Origin of the sequence: Amycolatopsis deserti (genome assembly GCF_014653945.1) — a bacterium.
Lineage (GTDB): Bacteria > Actinomycetota > Actinomycetes > Mycobacteriales > Pseudonocardiaceae > Amycolatopsis_E > Amycolatopsis_E deserti.
Genome location: NZ_BNAU01000006.1, coordinates 309,183 through 333,983 on the forward strand (window position 1 = coordinate 309,183; position 24,801 = coordinate 333,983).

General features: G+C 70.4%; 26 protein-coding genes. 12 read left to right on the top strand and 14 right to left on the bottom strand.

Going from position 1 to position 24,801, the window contains the following annotated elements; genetic code table 11:
* Positions 1 to 2: 2 nt before the first annotated feature.
* The 6 genes from trmB to IE290_RS25375 form a co-directional block, all read right to left on the bottom strand.
* A complete protein-coding gene (gene trmB / locus IE290_RS25350) occupies positions 3 to 701 on the bottom strand; it encodes a tRNA (guanosine(46)-N7)-methyltransferase TrmB (protein WP_191247178.1) in 699 nt (232 codons plus the stop codon).
* An 18-nt stretch (positions 702 to 719) separates the two neighbouring features.
* Entirely contained in the window at positions 720 to 1,283 is a 564-nt protein-coding gene (locus IE290_RS25355) for a hypothetical protein (protein WP_191247179.1), read from the bottom strand.
* A gap of 278 nt (positions 1,284 to 1,561) precedes the next feature.
* Positions 1,562 to 2,335, bottom strand: coding sequence for an ABC transporter permease (locus IE290_RS25360; RefSeq protein ID WP_191247180.1), 774 nt, complete (start codon positions 2,333 to 2,335; stop codon positions 1,562 to 1,564).
* Between the two features lie 16 nt (positions 2,336 to 2,351).
* Positions 2,352 to 3,284 carry an ABC transporter ATP-binding protein gene (locus IE290_RS25365; RefSeq protein ID WP_191247181.1) on the bottom strand — a complete coding sequence of 311 codons (933 nt, stop codon included), beginning with the start codon at positions 3,282 to 3,284 and terminating at the stop codon, positions 2,352 to 2,354.
* 248 nt (positions 3,285 to 3,532) lie between these two features.
* Positions 3,533 to 4,186 carry a response regulator gene (locus IE290_RS25370; RefSeq protein WP_191247182.1) on the bottom strand — a complete coding sequence of 218 codons (654 nt, stop codon included), beginning with the start codon at positions 4,184 to 4,186 and terminating at the stop codon, positions 3,533 to 3,535.
* The gene (locus IE290_RS25375) at positions 4,183 to 5,340 is read right to left on the bottom strand and encodes a sensor histidine kinase (RefSeq protein WP_444541896.1); all 1,158 of its coding nucleotides are present in this window, start codon (positions 5,338 to 5,340) and stop codon (positions 4,183 to 4,185) included. Before IE290_RS25375 ends, IE290_RS25370 begins: the two co-directional genes overlap by 4 nt.
* A gap of 101 nt (positions 5,341 to 5,441) precedes the next feature.
* Here IE290_RS25375 and IE290_RS25380 point away from each other — a divergent pair, with 101 nt between their 5' ends.
* From IE290_RS25380 to IE290_RS25405, 6 genes are all read left to right on the top strand, one after another.
* On the top strand, positions 5,442 to 7,025 hold the full coding sequence (locus IE290_RS25380) for a dynamin family protein (RefSeq protein WP_191247183.1): 1,584 nt from the start codon (positions 5,442 to 5,444) through the stop codon (positions 7,023 to 7,025).
* Between the two features lie 16 nt (positions 7,026 to 7,041).
* The gene (grpE, locus tag IE290_RS25385; protein WP_191247184.1) at positions 7,042 to 7,518 is read left to right on the top strand and encodes a nucleotide exchange factor GrpE; all 477 of its coding nucleotides are present in this window, start codon (positions 7,042 to 7,044) and stop codon (positions 7,516 to 7,518) included.
* A gap of 9 nt (positions 7,519 to 7,527) precedes the next feature.
* Positions 7,528 to 9,363, top strand: a complete 1,836-nt coding sequence (locus IE290_RS25390) for a dynamin family protein (protein WP_191247185.1) — start codon at positions 7,528 to 7,530, stop codon at positions 9,361 to 9,363.
* An 85-nt stretch (positions 9,364 to 9,448) separates the two neighbouring features.
* Complete coding sequence (locus IE290_RS25395; RefSeq protein ID WP_191247186.1) at positions 9,449 to 10,141, top strand: DUF6802 family protein; 693 nt, start codon at positions 9,449 to 9,451, stop codon at positions 10,139 to 10,141.
* Between the two features lie 361 nt (positions 10,142 to 10,502).
* Entirely contained in the window at positions 10,503 to 12,329 is a 1,827-nt protein-coding gene (locus IE290_RS25400; RefSeq protein WP_191247187.1) for a phosphoenolpyruvate carboxykinase (GTP), read from the top strand.
* A gap of 66 nt (positions 12,330 to 12,395) precedes the next feature.
* On the top strand, positions 12,396 to 13,259 hold the full coding sequence (locus IE290_RS25405; protein WP_191247188.1) for a TIGR03621 family F420-dependent LLM class oxidoreductase: 864 nt from the start codon (positions 12,396 to 12,398) through the stop codon (positions 13,257 to 13,259).
* A 57-nt stretch (positions 13,260 to 13,316) separates the two neighbouring features.
* On the opposite strand, the gene IE290_RS25410 is transcribed toward IE290_RS25405, so the two are convergent.
* Positions 13,317 to 13,571, bottom strand: coding sequence for a helix-turn-helix domain-containing protein (locus IE290_RS25410; RefSeq protein WP_020422263.1), 255 nt, complete (start codon positions 13,569 to 13,571; stop codon positions 13,317 to 13,319).
* 155 nt (positions 13,572 to 13,726) lie between these two features.
* Between IE290_RS25410 and IE290_RS25415 the strand changes: the two genes are divergently transcribed.
* A complete protein-coding gene (locus tag IE290_RS25415; protein WP_191247189.1) occupies positions 13,727 to 13,873 on the top strand; it encodes a hypothetical protein in 147 nt (48 codons plus the stop codon).
* Here the strand turns inward: IE290_RS25415 and IE290_RS25420 are convergent.
* Positions 13,870 to 15,462 (bottom strand): alpha/beta hydrolase, encoded by a 1,593-nt coding sequence (locus IE290_RS25420; protein ID WP_191247190.1) that lies wholly within the window; start codon positions 15,460 to 15,462, stop codon positions 13,870 to 13,872. The two genes, IE290_RS25415 and IE290_RS25420, sit on opposite strands and share 4 nt — an antisense overlap.
* A 191-nt stretch (positions 15,463 to 15,653) precedes the next feature.
* Here IE290_RS25420 and IE290_RS25425 point away from each other — a divergent pair, with 191 nt between their 5' ends.
* From IE290_RS25425 to IE290_RS25435, 3 genes are read left to right on the top strand one after another with little or no spacing between them, the layout of a single operon-like run.
* The gene (locus IE290_RS25425) at positions 15,654 to 15,932 is read left to right on the top strand and encodes a DUF3311 domain-containing protein (RefSeq protein ID WP_191247191.1); all 279 of its coding nucleotides are present in this window, start codon (positions 15,654 to 15,656) and stop codon (positions 15,930 to 15,932) included.
* Positions 15,929 to 17,608 (top strand): monocarboxylate uptake permease MctP, encoded by a 1,680-nt coding sequence (mctP, locus tag IE290_RS25430; protein WP_191247192.1) that lies wholly within the window; start codon positions 15,929 to 15,931, stop codon positions 17,606 to 17,608. The genes IE290_RS25425 and mctP overlap by 4 nt, the downstream gene beginning before the upstream one ends.
* A 9-nt stretch (positions 17,609 to 17,617) precedes the next feature.
* Positions 17,618 to 18,187 carry a peroxidase-related enzyme gene (locus IE290_RS25435; RefSeq protein ID WP_191247193.1) on the top strand — a complete coding sequence of 190 codons (570 nt, stop codon included), beginning with the start codon at positions 17,618 to 17,620 and terminating at the stop codon, positions 18,185 to 18,187.
* Here IE290_RS25435 and IE290_RS25440 read toward each other — a convergent pair.
* The 4 genes from IE290_RS25440 to IE290_RS25455 form a co-directional block, all read right to left on the bottom strand.
* Complete coding sequence (locus tag IE290_RS25440) at positions 18,175 to 18,483, bottom strand: hypothetical protein (protein ID WP_191247194.1); 309 nt, start codon at positions 18,481 to 18,483, stop codon at positions 18,175 to 18,177. The genes IE290_RS25435 and IE290_RS25440 overlap by 13 nt on opposite strands.
* 4 nt (positions 18,484 to 18,487) lie before the next feature.
* Positions 18,488 to 19,417: a bifunctional helix-turn-helix transcriptional regulator/GNAT family N-acetyltransferase gene (locus IE290_RS25445; protein WP_191247195.1), complete on the bottom strand. Its 930-nt coding sequence runs from the start codon at positions 19,415 to 19,417 to the stop codon at positions 18,488 to 18,490.
* A gap of 240 nt (positions 19,418 to 19,657) precedes the next feature.
* Positions 19,658 to 19,807, bottom strand: a complete 150-nt coding sequence (locus IE290_RS25450) for a hypothetical protein (protein WP_017985832.1) — start codon at positions 19,805 to 19,807, stop codon at positions 19,658 to 19,660.
* Between the two features lie 253 nt (positions 19,808 to 20,060).
* Positions 20,061 to 21,383 (bottom strand): MFS transporter, encoded by a 1,323-nt coding sequence (locus tag IE290_RS25455; protein WP_191247196.1) that lies wholly within the window; start codon positions 21,381 to 21,383, stop codon positions 20,061 to 20,063.
* A gap of 119 nt (positions 21,384 to 21,502) precedes the next feature.
* Here IE290_RS25455 and IE290_RS25460 point away from each other — a divergent pair, with 119 nt between their 5' ends.
* On the top strand, positions 21,503 to 21,844 hold the full coding sequence (locus IE290_RS25460) for a winged helix-turn-helix transcriptional regulator (RefSeq protein WP_308431378.1): 342 nt from the start codon (positions 21,503 to 21,505) through the stop codon (positions 21,842 to 21,844).
* On the opposite strand, the gene IE290_RS25465 is transcribed toward IE290_RS25460, so the two are convergent.
* Positions 21,825 to 23,021 carry an ATP-binding protein gene (locus tag IE290_RS25465; RefSeq protein WP_191247197.1) on the bottom strand — a complete coding sequence of 399 codons (1,197 nt, stop codon included), beginning with the start codon at positions 23,019 to 23,021 and terminating at the stop codon, positions 21,825 to 21,827. The genes IE290_RS25460 and IE290_RS25465 overlap by 20 nt on opposite strands.
* Before the next feature lie 207 nt (positions 23,022 to 23,228).
* On the opposite strand from IE290_RS25465, the gene IE290_RS25470 reads away from it, so the two are divergent.
* The gene (locus tag IE290_RS25470; RefSeq protein WP_191247437.1) at positions 23,229 to 23,759 is read left to right on the top strand and encodes a DoxX family protein; all 531 of its coding nucleotides are present in this window, start codon (positions 23,229 to 23,231) and stop codon (positions 23,757 to 23,759) included.
* Here the strand turns inward: IE290_RS25470 and IE290_RS25475 are convergent.
* Positions 23,756 to 24,769 (bottom strand): LuxR C-terminal-related transcriptional regulator, encoded by a 1,014-nt coding sequence (locus tag IE290_RS25475; protein WP_229874698.1) that lies wholly within the window; start codon positions 24,767 to 24,769, stop codon positions 23,756 to 23,758. The genes IE290_RS25470 and IE290_RS25475 overlap by 4 nt on opposite strands.
* Between the last annotated feature and the right edge of the window lie 32 nt (positions 24,770 to 24,801).

Here is a 24,801-nt window from a genome sequence, read left to right on the forward strand (position 1 = left end):
GGTCAGCCCACGCGTTCGAAGATCAGGTCGCGGCTGATCCGGCCCTCCTGGTCGGCCCGCTGCTCGAACTTCGTCACCGGACGCCAGCCCGGCCGCGGCGCCCAGTCGTCGAACCGGTTGCGCAACGCGGGCTCGGCCGAGCACACCTCGAGCATTTGCTCGGCGTAGTGCTCCCAGTCGGTGGCCAGGTGCAGGATCCCGCCGGGCGCGAGCCGCGACGCGACCAGCTTGACGAAGTCCGGCTGCACCAGGCGGCGCTTGTGGTGGCGCTTCTTCGGCCACGGGTCGGGGAAGAAGATCCGCACGCCGGACAGCGAATCCGGCGCGATGTGCTCGGTCAGCGCGATCACCGCGTCACCGTGCAGCAGGCGCAGGTTCTCCAGGCCGAGGCGTTCGGCCCGCAGCATCAGCTGGCCGAGACCCGCCTCGTATACCTCGACGGCGACGTAGTTGACCTCCGGCTCGGCGGCCGCGAGCTGCGCGGTGGTCTCCCCCATGCCGGAGCCGATCTCCAGCAGCACCGGCGCCGGGCGGCCGAACCACTCGGCGAAGTCGATCGGACCGGGCGGCAGCTCGGCCACCTTGCGCCCCATGTCCGCCCACTGGCGTTCCCAGGCGCGCTGCTGGCCGACCGTCATCCGGCCGCCACGCTGCACGTAGCTGACGACACTCCGCAGGCGGGGTTGCTGCTCGCTCTCCACCCGCCCAAATTAGCTGGCCTAGCGGACCGCCTCGAACTCCCCCAAGCGGGAGCGCAGGCCGCCGACCCCGGCGACCGCGATCGGCGACGGCGTGGTGCCCGTGTGCGCCGGCAGCACGTCGATCCACCCGTCGTGGCGGCTGGTGTTGAGGATCGTGGTCGGGATCTTGTGCCCGGAGCGGCCGTTCTCCGACGGCATGAACTCCCAGTACCCGGACTCGCCGTCGGCGGCCCACGGCACGTACTCCCAGCCCGGGCGGCGGGACAGCAGCTGCGCGATCCGGTCCTCGATGCGGAAACCGGTCTCCCGCGAATCCAGCCTGCCCTCGGCGAGCGCCCGCAGCCACCACGGCGCCGGGATCATCTCGCCCCGGGCACTCACGGCGCGGAACAGCGCGAGCACTTCACCCTCGGCGGCGCGGTGGATCCACGCGCGCCGGATCTCGGCCGGTCTGGTCGCGGTGGCCGCGATCCGGGGCAGCTCCACCGCCTGCGACCACTCGAGCGCGTCGAGCGGTTCCAGAGCGGGCGGATACGCAGCGGTGCGCGGGGCGGCGATTTCGGCATCAATATCCACCGTCAAGGGTCACCTCCGTGGAGTCGCCTGACGTGGTATTTCCAGAATGCCTGGTCAGAGGCGGTGCGTCCGCTTCCTGTGAGGCCGACCACAGCAGCTTTACGCGGTATTAACCCAGCGGTGGTAACGGCATCATCCGATTAATCGATTCGACCTTTCCGGCGGTCACCGGATGCGGTAACGGCGAAGGCCCGGGCCACCCCCCGAAACTCGGTGGCCCGGGCCGTTCTCTTTCCCCGTGCTCCGGTCCCCACCGGAGCTTTCCCTGTGGTGGTCTGTCCGTCTCAGGCGTCGCGTCGTCGGGCGGTGCCGATCGCGATGGCGAGCAGCGCCACGGCGACCGCCGCGAAGTAGGCCAGCGACCAGCCCTGCGACAGCACGGCGGTGGACATCGGCGCGCCCGCCTCGGCGTTGCGGCCCATGTTCGACAAGCCGTCGCCGGTGAGGAACTTGTTCGCCACGTTGAATGGCAGCCACTGGTAGATGTCGTCGCCGATGCCCGGGATCAGCCGGATCAGGTCCTCGACCGCGAGCGCGTAGATCAGCAGCAGCGCGATGGCGCCGGCGCTGTGGCGGAGCAGGATGCCCACGGCCACCGCGATCACCGCGGCGAGCGCGTAGACCGCGCCGACCCCGGCCACGTTGATCCAGTCCGCGCCGGTGTCCAGCGCGAGCGGGGCGTTCGGCTTGAGCACCAGCGCCAGCGCCCACGAGCCGAACGCGCTCAGCTCGCCGATGGCCAGGGCGACCAGCGCGACCACGGTGGTCTTCGCGAGCAGCGCGGCGGCGCGGTTGGGCACCGCCTGGAAGGTCGTGCGGATCGTGCCGAAGCGGTACTCGGTGGTGACCGCGAGCGCGGCCAGCACCATGATCACGGCCATGCCGAAGCTGTAGCCGAACTGGGTCGAGGCGACGGTGGCGGTGAACTCCCCGCCGTCGTCGGCGTTGCCGACGATCAGGGCGGAGAACCCGATCGTGGTGGCCAGCGCCACCAGGGCGCACCACCACGGCGATCGGGTGGTGAACAGTTTCATCCGTTCCACGGCAAGCAAAGTCATGATGTTCGCGTCTCCCCTAGTTCGCCGGCTCGAGAGCGTGCCGGGCCGCGGTCTCCAGACCGGTGTGGTACTCCACGGAATCGCCCGTGATCTGCATGAACGCCTGCTCCAGCGAACCCGTCTGCGGGCTCAGCTCGTGCAGCACGATGCCGTTGCCGGCGGCCAGCTCGCCGATCTTCTCGCTGTCCAACCCGGACACCAGGATGCCGTCGTCGGTGTCGGTGGCGCTGTCGGCGGGCAGCAGCGAACGCAGCTTGTCCAGCTGCGGGCTGCGCACCTTGACGGTGTTCTCGCTGGCCCGGGCCACGAACTCCTTGGTGGTGCTCTGCGAGATCAGCTTGCCCTTGCCGATGACCACCAGGTTGGAGGCGGTCAGCGCCATCTCCGACAGCAGGTGGCTGGAGACGAAGACGGTGCGGCCCTCGTCGGCCAGGCGGTGCATGAACTTGCGGATCCAGAGGATGCCTTCCGGGTCGAGGCCGTTGACCGGCTCGTCGAACAGCAGCACCTCCGGGTCGCCGAGCAGGGCCGCGGCGATCCCCAGCCGCTGCGACATGCCCAGCGAGAACCCGCCCGCGCGCTTGCCGGCCACGCTGGTCAGGCCGACGATCTCGAGCACCTCGTCCACCCGGCGCATCGGCAGGTGGTTGGACTTCGCCATCCAGGCCAGGTGGGCGCGTGCCGAGCGGTTCGGGTGCACCCACTTGGCGTCGAGCAGCGCGCCGACGGTCCGAAGTGGATTCTTCAGTTCCGTGTAACGTTTCCCGCCGATGGTCACCTGGCCGCTGGTCGGATTGTCCAGGCCCAGGATCATCCGCATGGTCGTCGATTTCCCGGCACCGTTGGGACCGAGGAAACCGGTCACCTCGCCGGGGGCGACGTCGAATGACAGATCGTTGACGGCGAGCGTTTTGCCGTAGCGTTTCGTGAGGCCGCGTGCCTCGATCATGGTTGCTCCCCTGCTGGTCAAAGCCTGTTGTTTCCCCGTGCGGCTCTCATGCTGACCGATCGGGGTACGCGTGCGCGTCATCCTGTGGTTGCAACTTCCCACCCGACTGCGGTAGTAGCCTCCCGCGATTTCCGCGCGCGGGGGATCGGTGATGACCCTGAATCGCCCCTGAGCTTCGGCACCCGTTTCGTCGGGGTCGGGCGGGCGCGTACGTCCGGTGACGTACACCGTCGCGCCGCGGTGCGGCCTCAGGCTTGGCCCGGCCGGATCAACCCCGTCTCATACGCCAGCACTACCGCCTGCACCCGGTCCCGCAGCCCGAGCTTCGCCAGGATCCGGCCCACGTGCGTCTTCACCGTCGCCTCCGACAGGAAGAGCTTCTCCGCGATCTCCACATTGGACAGGCCCTTCGCGATGAGCACCAGCACCTCGCGCTCCCGCTCGGTCAGCGCGTTCAGCTCCGCCTCGTCGCGCAGCGGGCCGCCGCCGCTCATGAACCGGTCCAGCAGCCGCCGCGTCACCGACGGCGACACCACCGCGTCCCCGGACGCCACCGACCGCAGCGCCGACACCAGGTGGTCCGGCGGCGTGTCCTTCAGCAGGAACCCGCTCGCCCCGTTCTGCAGCGCCGCGTACACGTACTCGTCCAGGTCGAACGTCGTCATCACCAGCACCCGCGACGTCCCGGCCTCGACGATCCGCTTCGTCGCCTCGACGCCGTCCATCACCGGCATCCGCACGTCCATCAGCACCACGTCCGGCCGCAGCGACCCGGCCAGCGACACCGCGTCCGACCCGTTCCCGGCCTCGCCGACCAGGTCGATGTCCTCCTGCGCGCCCAGCACCATGCGGAACCCGACCCGCATCAGCTCCTGGTCGTCGACCACCACCACGCGGATCACGGGTCGAGCCTCACCGGGAAGCTCGCGTGCACCCGCCACCCGCCCCCGGGCCGCGGCCCCACCTGCAGGATCCCGCCGAACAGGTGCGCCCGCTCGCGCATCCCGATCACCCCGTTGCCTCCCGGCAGATCCGGCCCGGGCACCAGCGCCCTGGCCTTGCCCGCCCCGTCGTCCACGATCTCCACGTCCACCAGGTTCTCAGTCCGCCGCACCCGCACCCGCGCCCGCGCCCCCGGCCCGGCGTGCTTGAGCGTGTTCGTCAGCGACTCCTGCACGATCCGGTACACCCCGAGCGAAACCCCGGCCGGCAGCCCGGCCAGCTCGCCGTCGATCGACAACTCCACCGGCACCCCCGCCGCCCGCACCCGGTCCGCCAGGTCCGCCATCGATTCCGCCGTCGGCTGCGGGATCCGCGGCTCCCCGTCCACCTCTTCGTTGCGCAGCACCTGCAGCAGCCGCCGCAGCTCGGTCAGCGCCTGCCGGCCCGTCTCCGAGATCGTGCGGACCGCCCGCTCCGCCTGCTCCGGGTTCGACCGCAACGCGTACGACGCCCCGTCGGCCTGCACCACGATCACGCTCACCGCGTGCGCCACCACGTCGTGCAGTTCCCGCGCGATCCGCCCGCGTTCCTCGGCCACCGCGATCCGCCCGGCCTGGTCGCGCTCGGTCTCCAGCAGGTGCAGCCGCGCCTCCACCTCCGCGTGGTAGGCCCGCCGCGCGCCGACGAACTCGCCGAGCACCCAGCACAACGCGAAGGTCAGCCCGATGAACACCAGCGGCGCCCACCCCTGCGGCGACCAGCCGGCCCACATCTGCAGCAGGCTGACCACGGCCTGCGCGACCAGGTACAGCGCCGCCTGCTTCCGCCCTACGTAGACGACCACCGTGTACAACGCGACGCAGCTCGCCGTCGCGCTGCCGACCCCCAGCTCCAGCGCACTGTGCGGCCCCGTGATCGCGAGGATCACGTAGGCCGTCACGAGCGGGTACTTCCGCCGGAACGCCACCGGCGCGACCATCGCGACGTCCAGCGGGATCGCCACGTACCACGGCTGGCCCTCGTCCCGGTTCGCCTGCGCGACCAGCATCAGCAGGTCCAGGAACAGCAGCAACAGCGTGAGCAGGACGTCCCCGACCATCGGGTGCGCCCGCATCCACAAGCTCAGTCGCCGCACGCCGTTCACCCTAGGTCGGCGGGGGTCCACTCCGCGTCATCCCGGGGTATCACCGGACGTGGGACTTGGGGCCGAGCTTCATGGCAGGATTCGAGGGCACAACCGCAGGCACCGGAGGGGGCGACGTGACGGCGACGACGGATCAGGGCCGACTGGCCGGTCCGCTGTCGGTGTCGGTGGCCAACCTCTGCCGCCGCCTGCAGCCGCAGGTCTCCGCCCGCACCGCCGCCGGGTTCGCCGAGGTGCTGCGCCGCCTGGGCGCCCCGCTGCAGGTCGCGGTCGCCGGGCGCATCAAGTCCGGCAAGTCGACACTGGTCAACGCGCTGATCGGGCGACGGGTCGCGCCGACCGACGTGGGCGAGTGCACCCGCCTGGTGACCCGCTTCCAGTACGGCACGGTCGACCGCATCGAGGTCGTGTTCGCCGGTGGTCACAAGCAGGTGCTGCCGTTCGCGCCGGACGGGTCGATCCCGGCCGAGCTGGGCGTGGACATCAGCAAGGTCTCGCACATCGAGGCGTACCTGACCAGCGCGGTCCTGCAGGACATGACGGTGATCGACACCCCGGGTCTCGGCTCGCTGGACGCCGCCTCGGTGTCCCGCACCGAGCAGCTGCTCGGCGCCGCGCGAGCCGAAGAAGGCGGCGACGAGCTGGACGAGACCTCGCGCAACGCGGTCGCCGGCGCCGAGGCCGTGCTCTACGTCGTCACGCAGGGCGTGCGCGCCGACGACCAGCAGGCGCTCGCCGCGTTCACCGCCGCCACCGCGAGCCGCGAGGCGGGTCCGGTCAACGCGATCGCGGTGCTGAACAAGGCCGACACCATCCCGCCGGAGTCCGTCGAGGGCTCCGACGGTGACGTGTGGAAGGCCGCGTCGATCCTCGCCGAGAAGCAGGGCCTGCTGCTCAAGCCACGGGTCGCCGACGTGCTGCCGGTGATCGGGCTGATCGCCGAGTCCGCCGAGTCGGGCAACTTCACCTCCGCCGACGCCGACGCGCTGCGCCAGCTGGCCGCGCTGGACGACGCGACGCTGGAGACCATGCTGATGGCGGCCGACATCTTCACCAGCTGGGACTGCGATGTCCCGGCCGGCACCCGGTTGCGGCTGCTGGAGAAGCTCGACCTGTACGGCATCCGCCGGGCCATCGACGCGATCCGCGCCGACGGGACGATCACCGCGGGCGCGCTGCGCAGGCTGCTGCTCGCCGCCTCCGGTCTGGACGCCGTCCGCGCCCGCCTGAACAAGGTCTTCGCGGCCCGCGCCGACGGGATCAAGGCCGCCGCCGCGCTCGCGTCGGTCACCGCGCTGGCCCACGCGTCCGGCGATCCGGCGGAGCGGCAGCGCGTGCACGACGCCATCGAGGTGCTGCTGGCCAAGCCCGAGGCGCACCAGCTGCGGCTGCTGGAGGCGCTCACCCTGGTCGTCGCCGGCGCGGTCGACATGCCCGAGGACCTGGCCGAGGAGGTCCTGCGGGTGGGCAGCAACGCCGACATCGACGAGCAGCTGGGCCTGCCCGGCGCGTCCCGGCCGGAACTCGCCGCGCACGCACTGGAACGCGCCGGCTGGTGGCGGTCGTTCGCGTCCTTCGGCGCGACGCCCGCGCAGAGCCGCGTCGCGCACGTCGTGCACCGGGCGTACTTCCTCATCTGGCAGCAGCTGAGATGACACCGATCAGGAGGGGGTGAGGAGCGTGGCTTCCTGGTTCCGGCGCCGGTCCGCGGACGACTCCCCGACCGGGCAGATCCCCGGCGCGCAACTGGCGAAGATCATCGACGAGGTCGAGGGAACCACAGCGGCGCAACCCCCGTCCAACACCGATGTGAACCGTGTATCCGATCTGGCCGCCGCCGGCCCGGAAGCGCTCGAACAGGCGCGGGCCGACCGGCAGGAGCTGATCCAGCTCTGCCTCTACGCCCTCGACCGGGCGCGCAGCGGAGGCGTGGTCGAGCGCCTCGAACAAGGGCTGGCCCGCGTCGGGGTGGAGGCGGTGCGGCCGGACGGGCAGCGGTTCGACCCGTCGGTGCACGAGGCCGGCGGCGCGATCAAGACCGACGACCCGGCGCTGGACGGTGTGGTCGCCGAGACCGAGGTGGTCGGGTTCACCGACGGTGGCCGCCTGCTGCGCGCGCCCGTCGTGACGGTCTACACGAAGCGCTAAGGTCCGCTGGTGACCGCTCCGCCGCTTTCGTCACTGCCCAACCAGGTCAAGCAGGCCCGCGAAACGCTGCTGGCCCTGCTGCGGGAGAGCGATCCGAAGGCCGCGGCCTGGGTCGAGGAGGTCCGCCGGTCCCGGCCGAAGAAGCCGCAGGTGGTGGTGGTCGGCGAGACCAACCGCGGCAAGAGTTCCCTGGTCAACGCCCTGCTGGCCACGCCGGGCCTGTCCCCGGTGGACGCCGAGGTCGCCACCGCCGGCTACCTCGTCTTCGACCACGCCCAGGAGTGGGGCGCGCAGGCCTGCTACCCCGGTCAGCTCGCGCCGGTCGCCGTGCCGTTGCCCGAGCTGGTCCGCTGGGTCTCGGCCGCGCACGAGCTGCCCGACGGCCAGCTGCCGCCGCGGTACGTCGAGGTCACCGGCCCGGTCCCGATCCTGGAGCGGCTCTCGCTGGTGGACACCCCGGGCGTCGGCGGGCTCGACTCGATGCACGGTGAGCTGGCCGCCGAGGCCGCGGCCAACGCGACCGCGCTGTTGTTCGTGGTCGACGCCTCGGCCCCGTTCACCGCCGGTGAGCTGGAGTTCCTGCGCCGCGTCGGCGGCCGCGTGGAGACCGTCGTGTTCGCACTGTCCAAAACGGACGCCTTCCGCGGCTGGCGGGAGGTGCTGGAGGCCGACCGGCGGCTGCTGGCCGAGCACGCGCCGCGCTTCGCGGACGCGGTGTTCCACCCGGTGTCGGCACGCATGTTCGAGATGGCCGCGAAGGCGCCCAACGAGCAGGCCGCGGTGATGCTGCGGGAGCGGTCCGGCGTGATCGAACTGCAGGCCGCGCTGCAGGAACTCGTGGTCGGCCGGTCCGCGATGCTCGGCGAGGCCAACACGCTGCGAGCGCTGTCCAGCGCGCTGGGCGAGGTGCACGCCGGCCTGCTGGCCGAGCAGCGGGCCCTGTCCTCCGGCGAGGCCGAGGCCGAGCGGCTGCGCGAGCGCCGCGACGAGCTGGCCGCCGAGCGCAAGACGTCCACCCGCGGCTGGCAGCTCAAGCTGCGCGGCGAGATCCAGCGCGCCCGCGTCGACCTCGGTCACGAGACCAGCAGGCAGGTCCGCGACGCGCAGTCCTACTTCCGCGCCCAGATCGACAACGCCAAGCGCGACCAGCTGGCCCAGCTGCCGCAGCAGGTGGACGCGGCGCTGCAGATGATCTCCCAGCGGGTGTCGGCGACCATGGCGCAGCGGCTGAACCGCGTCACCGAGATCGCGCTCGCCGAGCTGTTCGCGCCCGAGGAACTGGACGTGATCCGCGCCCAGTTCCTGCGCGCCGGCGGCCCGCCGGTGGTGCTGCGGCCGCCGGACCGCAAACCGTCCACGCCCGAGGACAAGCTGCTGATCTTCATGGGCATCTCCGGCGGGGTCGGCGCGGGTAAGATCGCCGCGCTGCCGCTGGCCGGGGTCGCCCTGCTCAACCCGGTGGTGCTGCCCGCGACGATCGTCGTCGGCCTGGGCGCGGGCTGGTGGATGGCCCGCACCCGGCGGCACGCCGCGGACAAGCAGCACCTCAAGCAGTGGCTGGTCGAGTCGATCGCCGAGGCGCGCTCGATCCTCGACCAGCTGGTGGCCGAGCAGCTGATCGAGGCCGAGCAGCAGCTCTCGCTGGCGCTGGACGAGGCCCTGTCCCGGCGGATCGACGCGATCGAGTCCGAGCTCAAGCAGGTCGACAAGTCGATCAAAATGGGCGCGCAGGAGCGGGCGAAGAAGCTGGCCGCGGTGAGCCGGAAGCTCAAGGAGGTCGGCGACGGCCGTGATCGCGCCGAGACCCTCCTCGGGCGCATCCGCACGCTGCGTGAGCAGGGCTGACGTGCTCGGTTGTGCCGGGGAACCGAACGGGAATAACGTGAGTCGAACTGTGTGACCGTAGTGGTACGAGACTTGGGAGTTCGGCGTGTGGATCGATGAGACCGGCGGGGTTGAGCCCACCGACGCCACGACCTCCGACGGTGACCTGGAGATCACGGTCGAGGGGCAGACCTACACGGCCGAAGAGAACATGGACCTCAACCACGACGGGGTGAACGAGACGGTCCGCCTGGACAACGCCGACGGCACGATCACCGCGTACGTCGACACCGACGACGACGGGCACGCCGACCAGTACGTGCACACCGACACCGAGGGCAACGTCGTCGAGCTGGCGCGCTACGACGAGACCACCGGCGACTGGGTGGCCGACCACGACTCCGACGCGGGCGAGCCGGACGCCACCGAGACCGGGCGCGCCGGCGAGATCACCGCGGACATGTCCGACGGCACGGTCGAGGTCGGCCCCGCCACGGTGGACAGCGACAACGACGGCACCGCCGACAGCGCGGTCGTGACCGACGACCAGGGCAACACCCGGGTGTTCACCGACGTGGACGGCGACGGCCGGGCCGACGTGCAGACGATCATCACGCCGGACGGCGAGACGACCACCTACCAGCACACCGGTCCCGGCGAGTGGACCGAGACCACGAGCGGCTTCACCGCCGAGGTGCCGCCGGACAGCGACCAGCTCTGGGGCGGCAGCGGCGCCCAGGCGGTCGAGGGGGTCGCCAAGATCGACTCCGGCACCGGGCAGTGGATCTCCCAGAACTGAACTTCCCAGAACTGAACGGAATCGGGCCCCGGTCGTCCCCCGCGGACGGCCGGGGCCCGACCGCGTTTCCGGGCAAATCGCCCACCCCCGGATATCAGCAAGATCACGGGCGAGCCGAAGAACTTTCTCCGCTACGCCGGTTCAGCGATATCTGAATCGATTCCCTGATCGTTCTTGTGAGAGAACCGACAGGTCAGGCCTCGGTTACCTGCCGTCCATCCGGCTACCCTCGGGGAATCCCAGTATTTCCAGCACACCGGTAGGGCAGCCGGTGTGCGAAGCCATTCGGTCGCCGGCGACGGAGCGCTTTCCCGGACGAGATTCCGGGCGGGCGTTCCTGCCGTCGAAGTCAGGAGAAGGAATGACTGCAGTAGCCATCCCGGGACTGGACAAGGCGCCGACGTCGCACAGCGGTGTGCTTGCGTGGGTACGGGAGGTCGCCGAGCTGACCACCCCTGACCGAGTGGTGTGGTGCGACGGCTCCGACGAGGAAGCCGAGCGCATCAACAACGAGCTGGTCGAGGCCGGCACGTTCGTCCCGTTGACGGCGAAGCCGAACTCCTTCTGGGCCGCTTCGGACCCCAGCGACGTCGCGCGGGTCGAGGAGCGGACCTTCATCTGTTCCGAAAAGGAAGAAGACGCCGGGCCGACCAACAACTGGATGCACCCGGACGAGATGAAGGCGACCATGACCGAGCTCTACCGGGGCTGCATGCGTGGTCGGACGATGTACGTCATCCCGTTCTGCATGGGCCCGCTCGGCGACGAGAACCCCAAGCTGGGCATCGAGGTCACCGACTTCGCCTACGTCGTGGCGTCGATGCGGGTGATGACCCGCATGGGCACCAAGGCGCTGGAGAAGTTCGTCACCGAGGACGGCACGGAGCGCGAGTTCGTGCCCGCCCTGCACTCGGTCGGCAAGCCGCTGGAGCCGGGCGAGAAGGACGTGCCGTGGCCGTGCAACGACACGAAGTACATCTCGCACTTCCCGGAGAGCCGGACGATCTGGAGCTACGGCTCGGGCTACGGCGGCAACTCGCTGCTGGGCAAGAAGTGCTACTCGCTGCGCATCGCCTCCGTCATGGCCCGTGACGAAGGCTGGCTCGCCGAGCACATGCTGATCCTCAAGCTGATCTCGCCGGAGAACAAGGCCTACTACGTGGCGGCCGCGTTCCCGAGCGCGTGCGGCAAGACCAACCTCGCGATGCTGCAGCCGACCATCCCGGGCTGGCGCGCCGAGACCATCGGTGACGACATCGCGTGGATGCGGTTCGGCGAGGACGGCCGCCTGTACGCGATCAACCCCGAGTTCGGCCTGTTCGGTGTCGCGCCCGGCACCGGCGAGAAGACCAACCCGGTGGCGATGAAGACCATCGAGGCGGGCAACACCGTCTTCACCAACGTCGCGCTGACCGACGACGGCGACGTGTGGTGGGAGGGCATGACCAAGGAGCCGCCGGCGCACCTGACCGACTGGAAGGGCCGCGACTGGACCCCCGAGTCGGACGAGCCGGCCGCGCACCCGAACTCGCGGTTCTGCACCCCGATCGCGCAGGTCCCGACGCTGGCGCCGGAGTGGGACGACCCGAAGGGCGTGCCGATCTCGGCCATCCTGTTCGGTGGCCGCCGCGCCACCACGGTCCCGCTGGTGACCGAGGCCCGCGACTGGCAGCACGGCGTGTTCATGGGCGCCACCATGTCGTCGGAGAAGACCGCGGCCGCGGCAGGCAAGGTCGGCGAGGTGCGCCGCGACCCGATGGCGATGCTGCCGTTCCTCGGCTACCACGCCGGTGCGTACTTCCAGCACTGGCTGGACACCGGCAAGAACGCCGACGCCGGCAAGCTGCCGCGGATCTTCTACGTGAACTGGTTCCGCCGCGGCGACGACAAGCGGTTCCTGTGGCCGGGCTTCGGTGAGAACTCGCGGGTGCTCAAGTGGATCGTCGAGCGCCTCGAGGGCAAGGCCGGTGCCGTGGAGACCCCGGTCGGCCTGGTGCCGCGCGCCGAGGACCTCGACCTCGAGGGCATCGCCGAGCCGATCGAGGACGTCCAGGAGTCGCTCGCGGTCAAGCCCGAGGAGTGGCGCCAGGAGATCCCGCTGATCGAGGAGTGGTTCGCCAAGATCGGCGACCGGGTGCCCTCCAGCCTGCACGACGAGCTGGCGGCGCTGAAGCAGCGTCTCGGCTGATCGCCTGACGCGAACACGGGAGGCCACCCCTGGCGAGGGGGTGGCCTCCCGTGCTTTTGTCGGACCATGCTGGGGATGCGGTTCGGCGTGAACATGATGGAGCCCGGGACGCGGGCGGAGTTCGTGGACAAGGTCCGGCGGGCCGAGGATCTCGGGTTCGACGTCGTGACCGTGGCCGACCACCTGGGGATGCCGGCGCCGTTCCCGGCGCTGGCGCTCGCGGCGGAGGCGACTTCCCGAGTGCGGCTGGGCACCTTCGTGCTCAACGCGCCCTTCTACCACCCCGCCGTGCTGGCGCGGGACGTCGCGACCACCGACCAGTACTGCGACGGCCGTCTGGAACTCGGCCTCGGCGCGGGGTACGTGCGCGAGGAGTTCGAGGCGGCCGGGCTGCCGTGGCCCGGGCGCCGGATCGACCACGTCGAGCGGACGGTCGTGGAGCTGCGCAAGCTGTTCGCCGACCCGGAGTACCAGCCGCGGCCGGCGCAGGACGGCGGACCGCCGCTGCTGCTGGGTGGCTGGGGTGACCGGATGTTGACGCTGGCCGCCGAGTACGCCGACACGATCGCGTTGACCGGGGCGCCCGCGGCGAAGGAGGGCGGGCTGGTCGGACTCGCCGACGCGGACGCGTTCGCGGAGCGGGTGGCGTTCGTGCGCTCCCGGCTGGGCGCGCGCGAAGCGGAGCTCAACGTGCTGGTGCAGCTGGTCGTGGTGACCGACGACCGGCCCGCGGCGCTGGCCGACCTGCAGCGGTTCGCGCCGGAGATGCCTGTCGAGGCGATCGGTGAGCTGCCGACCCTGCTGGTGGGCTCGGTGCCGGAGATCGTCGCCCAGATCGAGCGGATCCGCGACCGGTTCGGGATCACGTACGTGTCGATCCTGGAGCGCAGCATGGCCGATTTCGCGCCAGTGCTGGAGCAGCTGAAGTAACCGCGAGTCCCACCCTCCGCGCCGCGAGTCCCCCGCTCCGCCGCGTGAGTCCCGCGCTCAGCCGGTCGGTACGCCGGTGATCGCGTCCCGCAGGGCGTCCAGTGGTAGTCCGACCGCGTCCGCTAGCGCGACCACCGTGAAGAACGCCGGCGTGGGAATCCGGCCGGTTTCGATCTTCCGCAGCGTTTCCACCGAGACCCCGGCTTCCAGCGCCACCTCGGCCATGCTGCGCGAACCCCGCGCGGCTCGCAGTGCGGCACCGAGACGCTCGCCGCGTTCGCGTTCGGCTTCGGTCAGCGGGACTCGCACCATGTCCACAGTCTATCCGCCCACCTGTCCCCAGCCTGTGGACAACTCTGTGCACAGGCTGGGGACTACCAGAGAAAGTGGGCATGAAAACCGCCGGACCGGCAACTCTTCCGCTGTGTCGCACGTCTCAGTGGGTACCTGGCAGAGAGGAGGTCGTGATGTTGCTGGCCGGCGGACTGATGTTCGTGTTGACCCTGGTCTACCTGGTCCTGTGCACCTGCACGGGCCGGTTCCGCGAACTCACCGAAGAACTGGAGAACCCCGCCGAGAACGAGCCCGGCGGGGTCCTCGAGACGAAGAACTAGGCGGTCGGGTCGGGCAGCGGCATACCAGGCAGCGTCTGGTCCCGCGGCACCACCCCGTCCACGAGGAAGTCCTCCACAACCTTGTCCACCGCCGCGTTGCCCCCGGCGTAGATCCCGTGGTCGCCCTCGCCGGTCACGGTGATCATGCGAGAACCCTGGAACGCGCGGTGCGCGCGCTCGGCGCCCTCGATCGGCGTCGCCGGGTCGTGCGTCGACTGCACCATCAGCACCGGCGGGACACCCCGCCCGTCGAGGACCGGCAGCGGCTCCGGCTTGTTCTTCCAGAAGATGCACGGCTGGATCAGCCAGCCCCAGCCCAGCAGCGGGTACTGCGGCCCCAGCTGCGCGGACTGCCGCACCGCCGTGTTCCGGTTGCCGAACCACGGCCCCTCGTTGCAGGGGATCGTCCAGAAGCTCGCGTCGTAGGCGTCGTCGTAGTCGCTCGGCACCATCAGCGGCTGCGGTCCGACCGCGTCGGTCACGGCCTTCACCTGGTCCAGCAGTGCCGTCCGCTGCTGCGCCGACGCGGTGCCCTGGGTCAGGTTCCGCACGTTGACCAGGTAGTCGGCCAGCTCCGGGAAGTACCGCTTGTTGTACAGCTCGGAGGCGATGAACGAGTCCAGCGCGTTGGCCGACAGCTTGATGCCGTCGACCTCCACCGGGTTCCGCGTCAGCGCGTACCGCACCTGCTCATACGTCTGCCGGGCCATCTCGGCGGTCGTGCCGAAGTGGTAGCGGCTGTCGTAGGACGCCATCCACGGCAGGAAGTCCTCGCGCCAGCGCCGCTCGAAGCCCAGCGGCTGCCAGTCGAACGACTTCTGCCAGGTGGTGGTGAACTCGGTGTTCGAGTCGAGCACGAACTTGCCGGTCCGGTTCGGGAAGGCCTGCGCGTAGTGCGCGCCCATCCAGGTGCCCGCCGAGTACCCGACCCAGTTGATCTTCTGCCGCTTCAGCAGCACGCGCAGCAGGTCGAGGTCGTTGATCGTCTGCCGGGTGTTGATGAACGGCCCGAGCTCGCCCGACTTCACCTGGCACGAGTCGGCCGCGTACTCGGTGGCGTCCAGGATCAGCTTCAGGTTCTCCCGGCTGCGGTCCCGCGGGTCCAGGTCGCCGCCGGTGCCGATCGCTCCACCGCAGGTGATGTTCGTGCTCTTGCCGGTGCCGCGCGGGTCGAACCCGATGATGTCCTGGTGCTCCCGCACCCGGGTCTGGTTGCGCAGCCGCGCGGCGAACATCCGGCCTGGCGCACCCGGCCCGCCCGGGTTCACGAACGTGCTTTCCGTCGCCTCGCCGGTCGCCTTGAGCCGGCTGACCGCGATCGTCACGTCGATGCCCTGGTTGGGCGCCGACCAGTCGCGCGGCGAGGAGTAGGTCGCGCATTCGATGCCCTCGGCGCCGGCCGGCGGGGTCTGCCCCGACAGCTCGTCCGTGGTGCAGGTGTGCCAGTCCAGCGTCTGCTGCGCGTAGCGATCCGGGATGCCGGTCGAGTTCAGCGCGGGTGCGGCCGGTGCCGCGATCGCTGGTGTGCCCGCCGCCAGCAGGGTGCCGGCCAGAGCCGGGATCACCACCGCCCAGCGCGTCCGTGTCATGCTCGCCCCTTCGTCACTGCCCGCAACCGCGTGCGTACGCCGCGGCGGCTCATTCATATCGGTCGCACCGAACGCCGGGCAACCTGCCTTCGTCGGGTGTCGCCGGCGATCAAATCGATATAGAGGGAGCGTGACGACCGGTGGTCCAGGACTTAAGGTCAACCCGCCCTATCCCGTTCAAGTGAGGTCACATGTCTGGCAAAGCCGCCGGGAAGGTCACCGGGCTCCAGATCAGCCCGTGGAACCTGGTCCTGCTGATACCGCTGCTGATGCTCGTCACGCCGTGGTTCAACTTCGACAAGCCGAGAGTGCTGGGGCTGCCGTTCTTCTACTGGTACCAGTTCCTCTTCGTGTTCGTCGGTGTGATCTCCGTGGCGATCGTCTACGTCATGACCAAGGACAAGCCCGTCGTGAAGGGCAAGCCGGACCGGCTCGCCGCCGAGGAGCTGGACGAGGGTGAGAAGCGATGACTCTGGCACAGGCGCCCGGCAGCGGTCTGCAGTGGACCGAGCTGAGCATCTTCATCGTGCTGTTCCTGCTGGTCAGCGTGATGGGTTTCGTCGCGTCCCGCTGGCGGGCGGCGGCCTCGCTGGACCACCTCGACGAGTGGGGTCTGGGCGGCCGCAAGTTCGGCTCGTGGATCACCTGGTTCCTCGTCGGTGGTGACCTGTACACCGCCTACACGTTCGTGGCCGTGCCCGCGCTGGTGTTCGGCGCCGGCGCGCTGGGCTTCTACGCCCTGCCCTACACCGTGATCCTGTACCCGATCGTCTTCCTGCCCGCGCTGCGGATGTGGTCGGTGTCCCGCTCGCGTGGCTACGTGACGCCGGCCGACTTCGTGCGCGGCCGCTACGGCTCGCCGACCCTGGCGCTGCTGATCGCGATCACCGGCATCGTCGCGACCATGCCCTACATCGCCCTGCAGCTGGTCGGCCTGGAAGCGGTGCTGCGGACGATGGGTCTCAACGGCGGTGGCATCGCCGGTCACCTGCCGCTGCTGATCGCGTTCCTGGTGCTCGCGCTCTACACCTACCAGTCCGGCCTCCGGGCGCCGGCGTTGATCGCGTTCGTCAAGGACGGCCTGATCTACATCGTCATCCTGGTCGCGGTGTTCTACCTGCCGTCCAAGCTGGGCGGCTGGTCGCACATCTTCGACACCAGCGCGCAGGCGCTGTCGCAGCCGAACCCGAACACGGGGAAGCCGAAGGGCTCGATCGTGCTGACCGGGACCAACCAGCTGCAGTACATCACCCTGGCGCTGGGCTCGGCGCTGGCGCTGTTCCTGTACCCGCACTCGCTCACGGGTGTGCTCGCCTCGCGCGGCCGCAACGTGATCAAGCGGAACATGATCGCGCTGCCCGCCTACTCACTGCTGCTGGGCCTGCTCGCGTTGCTCGGCTACGTCGCGCTGACCGCGGGCGTCAAGCCGATCACCAACGCGGCCACCGGCAACGCCGACTCCAACACCGTGGTGCCGGTGCTGTTCGACACGCAGTTCCCGTCGTGGTTCGCGGGCATCGCGTTCGCCGCGATCGGCATCGGGGCGCTGGTGCCCGCCGCGATCATGTCGATCGCCGCGGCGAACCTGTGGACCCGCAACATCTACAAGGAGTACCTGAAGCGGGACGCCAGCCCGGCGCAGGAGGCCAAGCAGGCCAAGATCGCGTCGCTGGTCGTGAAGTTCGGCGCGGTCGCGTTCATCCTGTTCATCGACCCGCAGTTCTCGATCGACCTGCAGCTGATCGGCGGTGTGCTGATCCTGCAGACGCTGCCGGCGGTGGCGATCGCCCTGTACACGCGGTGGTTCCACCGGATCGGCCTGATCGCGGGCTGGGCCGTCGGCATGGTGTGGGGCATCATCATGCTCTACAACATCCCGAACCCGAACACCAAGCGCGCTCACTTCGGTGGTTCGGCCCTGCCGCTGGACAAGCTGTCGATCTTCGGCTGGCACCCGTTCTCCGGCTCGGCGATCCAGATCTACCCCGGGTTCGTGGCGCTGATCGCGAACCTCGTGGTAGCCGTGATCGTGACGATCATCGCCCGCAGCCTAAAGGTGTTCAACGGAACCGACGACACCGAGGGCACCGACTACCACGCCGACGAGCACGACAAGGACCTGCGCCCGATCGGCGCGGCACACTAGGAGGAAACCGTGGACAGCCGGTTCGGTGTCACCGAGCTCGAAGACCTGCCCGAGGACCTGCGCGAGCGCATCGGCGTGATCGCGGAGAAATCGGGGTTCGTGCCGAACGTCTTCCGGGCGCTGGGGCACCGGCCGGCTGAACTGCGGGCCTTCCTCGACTACCACGACGCGCTCATGGAACGCACCGACGGCCTGAGCAAGGCCGAGCGGGAGCTGGTCGTGGTGGCGACGTCGGGGGCGAACCACTGCACCTACTGCGTGGTCGCCCACGGCGCGATCCTGCGGATCCGCAGCAAGGACCCGCAGCTGGCCGACCGGGTCGCCACGAACCCGTGGCAGGTCGAGCTGGACGAGCGGGGCCGCGCGATCGTCGACCTGGCGCTCGCGCTGGCCCGCGAGCCCGAGATGTTCGGCGAAGCCGATCTCGAAGCCGCGCGCAAGGCGGGGCTGACCGAGGACGAGATCTGGGACGTCGGCGCGATCACCGCGTTGTTCGCGATGTCCAACCGGCTGGCGCACCTGACCGCGCTGCGGCCGAACCCGGAGTTCTACACGATGGGCCGCGATCAGAAGCGGTAGAGCGATTCGTGCAGGTCGCGCTGGATCTCGTACTTGCGGAGCAGGCGGCCGAGCAGCCGGGCCCACCACTTCGCCGGGTGCCGGTAGGCGCGCACCCACAGCGGCGGGATCCGGTCCGGGATGCGTGGATCGGCCTTCGGGCGGAACTTGTCGCCGGTGAGGACGACGGTCGGGTGCCCGCGCGGGCAGGCGGTGGTCACCGAGATGACGCCGGGCATCAGGTTGTGCACCCACTCCACCTCGTCGATGCCCATCAGGGTCCGGGTGTCGCAGGTTTCGCAGTAGACGACGAACATCGGGTCACAGCTCCCGCCGCCAGGTTTCGCCGACGAGGTCGTGTCCGAAGCTGTGGTGGGGTTGCGAGTCGACGAGTTCGAACCCCGCCCGCCGGTAGATGTGCCGCGCGGCGACCAGGACGTCGTTGGTCCACAGTTCCATCGCGGTGTAGCCGTGCGCCCGCGCGAAGGCCAGGCACTCGTCCACCAGGCGCTTGCCGACGCCGTGACCGCGGGCGTGCGGTTCGACGAGCAGCAGGCGCAGTTTCGCGGTCTTCTCGTCCGGGCCGCGCACGCAGAACACGCAGCCGACGCGTTCCCCGCCCAGCTCGGCGATCCACCCGGCCTCGCGGGCCGGGTCGTGGTGGTCGACGTAGTCGGCGATGATCCGGGCGACGAGGGCTTCGTAGGTGGCGTCCCAGCCGTACTCCTGGGCGTAGATCGCGCCGTTGCGCTGCACGACCCAGCCGAAGTCGCCGGGCCGCGGCGGGCGCAGCACGAGGGCCGGGGCGGGCTGGCGGTCGCCGACGAGGTGGCTGATCGTGCGCATGGACGTGACCAGGCGGTGCTGGTCGTCGTCGGTGAGGCGGCTCAGCAGCTCGCCGATCTGCTCGGTGGTGCGGTCCTCGAGGACCTGCTGCTCGGCCCGGCCGGCGTCGGTGAGCCGCACCAGCTGACGGCGGCCGTCGGTCTCGTGCCGCTCCCGGACGAGCAGGCCGCGACCTTCGAGGCGCGCGAGCAGGCGGCTGGCGTACCCCGGGTCCAGATCGAGGCGGCGTCGCAGCTCGGCGACCTCCGTGACGCCCTCCTGGGCGAGCTCGTAGAGCACCCGGGCCTCGCCGAGGCTGTAGTCGCTGCCGACGAGCCCTTCTTCGAGGACCCCGATGAGACCGGTGTAGAGCCGGTTGAAGGCCCGAACCTGTGTGACGCGGTCCCGGAGTGCCTGGTCGCTCATTGACCACCTCAACAAACTCGTTGACTGAGTCAAACGCTACTCACACCGGAGGTGGGCGCAAGTGGTTTTTGGAGGTGGTCGGCCCGAGGCACTCGCTCCGCGGCTGCGGGCAGCCCGGGAAATTGGAAACCCCGTGATGCTGCCAGGTCGGGGGTCCGCCAGCATCACGGGGTCATCTGGGGTATCGCCACTTCCCCTGGTGGCGTTACAACCTGATCTATTTGTGGCCTAGCTCACGCGTCAGCGCAAGTTGGACTGCCGCGCCTGGGCGATGGCGATCAGCTCCTGGCGGACCGTCACGGAGCCGGCGGTGTCGATCGCGCGGCTCAGCGCCCGGCGGGTGCGCGCCTCGGCGCGGCGGGCTCGGAGCTTGGCGGCGATGTTGCTCATCGGTGTTCGCATCCCTCGTGCATCTCGGTGGCTGTGCTTCTAGTATGCACCTTTTTTCACAAGGTCGCCAACGATTGTCCGGTGACGTAGGGCACTGGCCTACGAATCATCGGCCACAGCTCGATCTCGCGGAAGATCGCCATTTCTAGCTTGATCACTAGAAAGCGGTAGAGAAGGACAGATGCGGCTGCCCGGGGGTCGTACCCGGCGCCCCGCGGGCTGGTGCGGTGTGCGAAGGACGCGACGACCCGGCTCATCGGGCCACCCGCAGTCCGAACGCGCTGATCAACGCGGCCACCGCGGCGGCCGCGATCGGCACCGCCAGCGCCGTCCGGTAGCCGTCCACACCCGCCGCCGCCCCGGTCAGCACCGCCGTGCTGGCGGCGAGCCCGAGCGCGGCGCCGAACTGGAAGGACGTGTACAGCAACCCGCCGGCCAGCCCCTGCTCGCTCTCCCCGACCCCGTCGGTGGCGCTGATCGTCAGCGGGCCGTAGGCCAGGGCGAACGCCACCCCGATCACGATCATCGTCGGGAACATCGCCAGGTACACCGTGTCCGTGCCGATCGGCAGGAACAACGCGTACGACACCACGGCGAGCACCAGTCCGGCCACGATGACCTTCGCGTTGCCGAACCGCTCGACCAGCCGCGGGGTAAGGGTCGGGGCGAGGACGGCGTCCGCGCCGATCGCCAGCATCGTGAAGCTGGTCTGCAGCGAACTCCAGCCCCGCAGTTCCTGCAGGTACAGCACGGCGATGAACTGGAACCCGAAGAACGCCGCGGCGAACAGCAGCCCGGCCAGGTTGGCGCGCACCAGCGCCCCGGACCGGAGCAGGCCCAGCCGCACCAGCGGGGCGCCGGACCGGCGCTCGACCAGGACGAAGACGGCGGCGAGCACGAGCCCGGCGGCGACGGTCGCCGTGGTCCAGCCCGCGGAGACGTGCGTGGAACGCTCGACGCCGAGCACCAGCAGCACGATGGCGGCCGTGATGGTCACCGCGCCGAGCACGTCGATCCGCCGGTCGGTGGTGCGCTCCCGGGCCGTGGCGGGGATGAACGCGACCCCCAGCACCAGGATGACCAGCGCCAGCGCGGCGGGCACGAACAACACCAGCCGCCAGTCCAGCGCGCTGAGCAGCCCGCCGAGCACCAGCCCGAGCGAGAAGCCGCCCGCGGCGGTGCCCGAGTAGACCAGCAGGGCCCGGTTCCGCTGCGGGCCCTCCTCGAAGGTGGTCGTGATGATCGACAGGCCGGCCGGGGTCATCACCGCCGCGGCGACACCCGCCACGAACCGGGCGACGATGAGCAGCCAGCCCTCGCCGGCGAGCCCGCCCACGGCGGAGACGACCAGGAACACCGCCAGCCAGACCAGGAACATCCGGCGCCTGCCGAACAGGTCGGCGGCCCGGCCGCCGGCCAGCATGAACCCGCCGTAACCGAGCACGTAGGCGCTGACCACCCACTGCAGCTCACCGGTGGACAGGCCGAGGTCGGCCCGGATGGCCGGCAGCGCGACGTTCAGCATCGCGACGTCGATGCCCTCCAGGAAGATCGCGCCGCACAGGACGAACAGCATTCCCCAGGTCCGGGGTGTGAAGCGCGGTCGCGCTCGGTTACTGCACGGGAACCGAGGACGACCAGGTCAGGCAGTGGGACACCCGCGCGGAGTGCGAAGTCCGGCACATCCTGGACCGGGTGGCGGACAAGTGGTCGCTGCTCGTGATCGCGTTGCTCGACCGGCACACGATGCGGTTCTCCGAGCTGCGGCGCGCGATCGACGGGGTCAGCCAGCGGATGCTCACCGTGACGCTGCGGCACCTGGAGCGGGACGGGATCATCAGCCGGACGGTCTACCCGGTGGTTCCGCCGCGGGTGGACTACGAGCTGACCCCGCTGGGCATGTCGCTGCACCAGGTGATCAAGTCCCTGGTGACCTGGACCGAGGAGCACCAGCAGGAGATCGCCGCGGCGCACGCCGCCTACGACGAGCGGGTCGCCCGGGAGGAGCCGGAGCTGGTCAGTCCACGGCGCGGCTGAGCAGGTAGTGCCCGAAGTGCGGCACGGTGAAGGCGATGTGCCCGCGCTCCGCGGAGTACACCAGCCCCTTCTTCATCAGCGAATCCCGTGCCGGGGACAGTGACGAGGGCTTGCGGCCCAGGTAGACCGCCACATCCGAGGTGCCCGCGCTCTCGTCCCGGCCCTGGGTCAGCTCCGCCATCGCCCGCAGGTACTCGCGCTCGGCCGGGGTGGCGCGTTCGTAGCGGGACCCGAAGAAACCGACCGCGAGTTCCTGCTCGGCCTCCGGCGCGGCGACCTGCACGTCCTGCACGGTGATCGGGTCGTCCGGCGCGGCGTCCCAGGCCGCCTTCGCGTAGGCCTGGATGAAGTACGGGTAGCCGCCGGAGGCGTCGAACAACGCGTCCAGCGCCTCGGCCTCGATGCCGGCGTCCTCGCGCTCGATCGGCGCCAGCACCGCGCGGTCGGCCTCCTCGCGGTTGAGCCGGTCGATGCGCACGTACCGGAACAGCCGCTCGGAGTAGGACTTCGAGGCCGACAGCACCGCGGGCACGTGCGGCAGCCCGGCGCCGACCACGACCAGCGGCGCTCCGGACTGGGACAGCTCGTGGCACGCCGCGCACAGCGCCGACACGTCGTCGGGCTGCAGGTCCTGGATCTCGTCGATCAGCAGCGCCACGCCGGTGCCGACGTCCGCGGCCAGCTCGGCCACGTCAGTGAACAGCTCGACCAGGTCGATCTCGATGTCCCCGGAGTCGGCGCGGCCCTGCGCGGCGGGCACGTCGATGCCCGGCTGCCACCGGTCCCGCAGCTTCGCGTCGGCCTTGTTCGACCGCAGCGCAAACGCTTTCAGCACGCCGAGGACCTCTTCGACCCGGTCCGGCGCGCGGTGCCGCACCGCCAGGTCGCGGATCGCGCGGTGCAGGGCCGCCGACAACGGCCGGCGCAGCTCCGCATCCGGTCTCGCTTCGATCTTGCCCGCGCCCCACTTGTGCTTCACGGCCATCGACCGCAGCTCGCCGAGCAGCACGGTCTTCCCGACGCCTCGCAGGCCGGTCAGCACGAGACTGCGTTCCGGGCGGCCGCGGGCGACCCGCTGCAACACCACCTCGAACGCGGTCAGCTCGCGTTCGCGGCCTGCCAGCTCCGGCGGCCGTTGCCCGGCGCCCGGCGCGAAGGGGTTGCGGATCGGGTCCACTCTGCCAACGTATCGGCGTGTCTAGGGCGACCCCGATATTTGCGGAGATTCGGGTATCGGCGTGTCGCTATCTCTCTATAAGGCTCTATAGCCTCTCAGCTAGAAAAGCTTAGGGATGAAGAGACGCGGGAATGGGTAGATCCTCGACGTGACATGTCGCATCCGAGGAAGGCGAGGATCGTGATCTTGCGTCGACTGGCCCGCCCCATGCTGGCGAGCATCTTCATCTACGGCGGTATCAACGCCCTGAAGCAGCCCGAGGGGCACGCCGAGGCGGTCAAGCCCGTGCTCGACAAGGTCGGTGAGCAGCGGGACAAGCTGCCCGACGCGGTCCCCACCGACCCGGTGAGCCTGGTCAAGATCGACGCGGGGGTGAAGATCGCGGCCGGGACACTGTTCGCGCTCGGCAAGTTCCCGCGGCTGTCCGCGCTGGCGCTGCTGGGCAGCCTGGTGCCGACCACGGTCGCCGGGCACCCGTTCTGGGAAGCCAAGGACCCGCAGGAGAAGCAGCAGCAGCTGATCCAGCTGCTCAAGAACGCCGGTCTGGCCGGCGGGCTGATGATCGCGGCCGCCGACACCGAGGGCAAGCCGTCGCTGGGCTGGCGCGCCCGCCGCGCCGCCGACAAGGCCAGCAGGCGGGCCCACAAGGCGACGGAGAAGGCGAGCAAGCAGGCGCACAAGGCGACCAAGCAGATCCAGTCGACGGCCGCGTCCGCCCGCGACGTCCTGCCGGTCTAACCGAGCAGGCGGATCACCAGGTCCCGGCGGCTGCGCACGCCGACCTTGTCGAACACGGCCTTGAGGTGGTCCTGCACGGTGTGTGCGGAGATGTGCAGCTCGTCGCTGATCGCGCGGGTCGGCAGGCCACGCAGGACCAGCGTGGCGACGTCGGCCTCGCGCGTGGTCAGGCCGTGCGCGGCCAGCACCAGCGGAGCCGCCGCACGCGCGTCGGCCGGTTCGACCACCACGGCCAGCTGCCGGGTACCGGTGAGCCGGGAGGCGTGCAGCGTGAGCCACGAGCCGTCGGCGCCGCGCACCCGGGCACTCGGCAAGGCGCTACCGGACCGCAACGCGGCCGCGACCGCGTACACCGGCAGGGGCAGCGGAGCGCCGGGCGGCAGCAGGGCCAACAGCTGCTCGGCGTCGGGGGTGAGCGAGACGAGCCGCAGGTCGTCGGTCAGCAGCACCACGCCGGGACGGTGACTCGCGGCGGCCGGGCTGTCCACGAGTGCCGCCGTGCGGATGGCATGCGCGAGATGCGGGGCGAGACGGGCGAGCGTGGTCTTCTCGGTGGCGGTGAAGCCGAGCAGGCCGTCCTCGCGGTGCAGGCACAGGTAACCCCAGCAACGCCCGCCGGCGACGAGCGCCGCGCGCATCTCGTCACCGAGCCCGAGCGGGCGCATGATCTCGCGGTAGCGCTCGCTGGCCCAGCGATCCCGTCCGGTGGCGCCGTCCAGGGTGGCGACCGGCCTGCCGGAGGTGACCAGTCCGGCGAAGGTGTTCACGTCGCCGCCGCCGAACTCGTTGTCCAGGAAGAGCGGTGCGGCGGTGTCCAGCGGCGGGTCCGGCCAGGCGCCGGTGAACAGCAGGGTGTCCGGATCGGCGGTCGCGAAGAACGTCGCGTCCGAAGGCACCACGCGGCGCAGCGCCCGCAGCACCTCCCGCCGGACGCCGGTGGTGTCCAGGCCGCTGTGCGACAGGCGGATCACGTCGTGCTCGGCGCGGACCGCACTGGGCGATCGCCGCATGTGCCCAGTGTGCGCCCCGGCCGTGTCCCACG

Bases quoted from the DNA above. Each gene is read 5' to 3' on its own strand.
- IE290_RS25360 (WP_191247180.1), bottom strand. From the start codon at position 2,335: ATGACTTTGCTTGCCGTGGAACGGATGAAACTGTTCACCACCCGATCG.
- IE290_RS25365 (WP_191247181.1), bottom strand. From the start codon at position 3,284: ATGATCGAGGCACGCGGCCTCACGAAACGCTACGGCAAAACGCTCGCC.
- IE290_RS25375 (WP_444541896.1), bottom strand. From the start codon at position 5,340: ATGCGGGCGCACCCGATGGTCGGGGACGTCCTGCTCACGCTGTTGCTG.
- IE290_RS25380 (WP_191247183.1), top strand. From the start codon at position 5,442: ATGGCAGGATTCGAGGGCACAACCGCAGGCACCGGAGGGGGCGACGTG.
- IE290_RS25400 (WP_191247187.1), top strand. From the start codon at position 10,503: ATGACTGCAGTAGCCATCCCGGGACTGGACAAGGCGCCGACGTCGCAC.
- IE290_RS25405 (WP_191247188.1), top strand. From the start codon at position 12,396: ATGCTGGGGATGCGGTTCGGCGTGAACATGATGGAGCCCGGGACGCGG.
- IE290_RS25410 (WP_020422263.1), bottom strand. From the start codon at position 13,571: ATGGTGCGAGTCCCGCTGACCGAAGCCGAACGCGAACGCGGCGAGCGT.
- IE290_RS25415 (WP_191247189.1), top strand. From the start codon at position 13,727: ATGTTGCTGGCCGGCGGACTGATGTTCGTGTTGACCCTGGTCTACCTG.
- IE290_RS25420 (WP_191247190.1), bottom strand. From the start codon at position 15,462: ATGACACGGACGCGCTGGGCGGTGGTGATCCCGGCTCTGGCCGGCACC.
- IE290_RS25425 (WP_191247191.1), top strand. From the start codon at position 15,654: ATGTCTGGCAAAGCCGCCGGGAAGGTCACCGGGCTCCAGATCAGCCCG.
- mctP (WP_191247192.1), top strand. From the start codon at position 15,929: ATGACTCTGGCACAGGCGCCCGGCAGCGGTCTGCAGTGGACCGAGCTG.
- IE290_RS25440 (WP_191247194.1), bottom strand. From the start codon at position 18,483: ATGTTCGTCGTCTACTGCGAAACCTGCGACACCCGGACCCTGATGGGC.
- IE290_RS25445 (WP_191247195.1), bottom strand. From the start codon at position 19,417: ATGAGCGACCAGGCACTCCGGGACCGCGTCACACAGGTTCGGGCCTTC.
- IE290_RS25450 (WP_017985832.1), bottom strand. From the start codon at position 19,807: ATGAGCAACATCGCCGCCAAGCTCCGAGCCCGCCGCGCCGAGGCGCGC.
- IE290_RS25455 (WP_191247196.1), bottom strand. From the start codon at position 21,383: ATGCTGTTCGTCCTGTGCGGCGCGATCTTCCTGGAGGGCATCGACGTC.
- IE290_RS25470 (WP_191247437.1), top strand. From the start codon at position 23,229: ATGCTGGCGAGCATCTTCATCTACGGCGGTATCAACGCCCTGAAGCAG.
- IE290_RS25475 (WP_229874698.1), bottom strand. From the start codon at position 24,769: ATGCGGCGATCGCCCAGTGCGGTCCGCGCCGAGCACGACGTGATCCGC.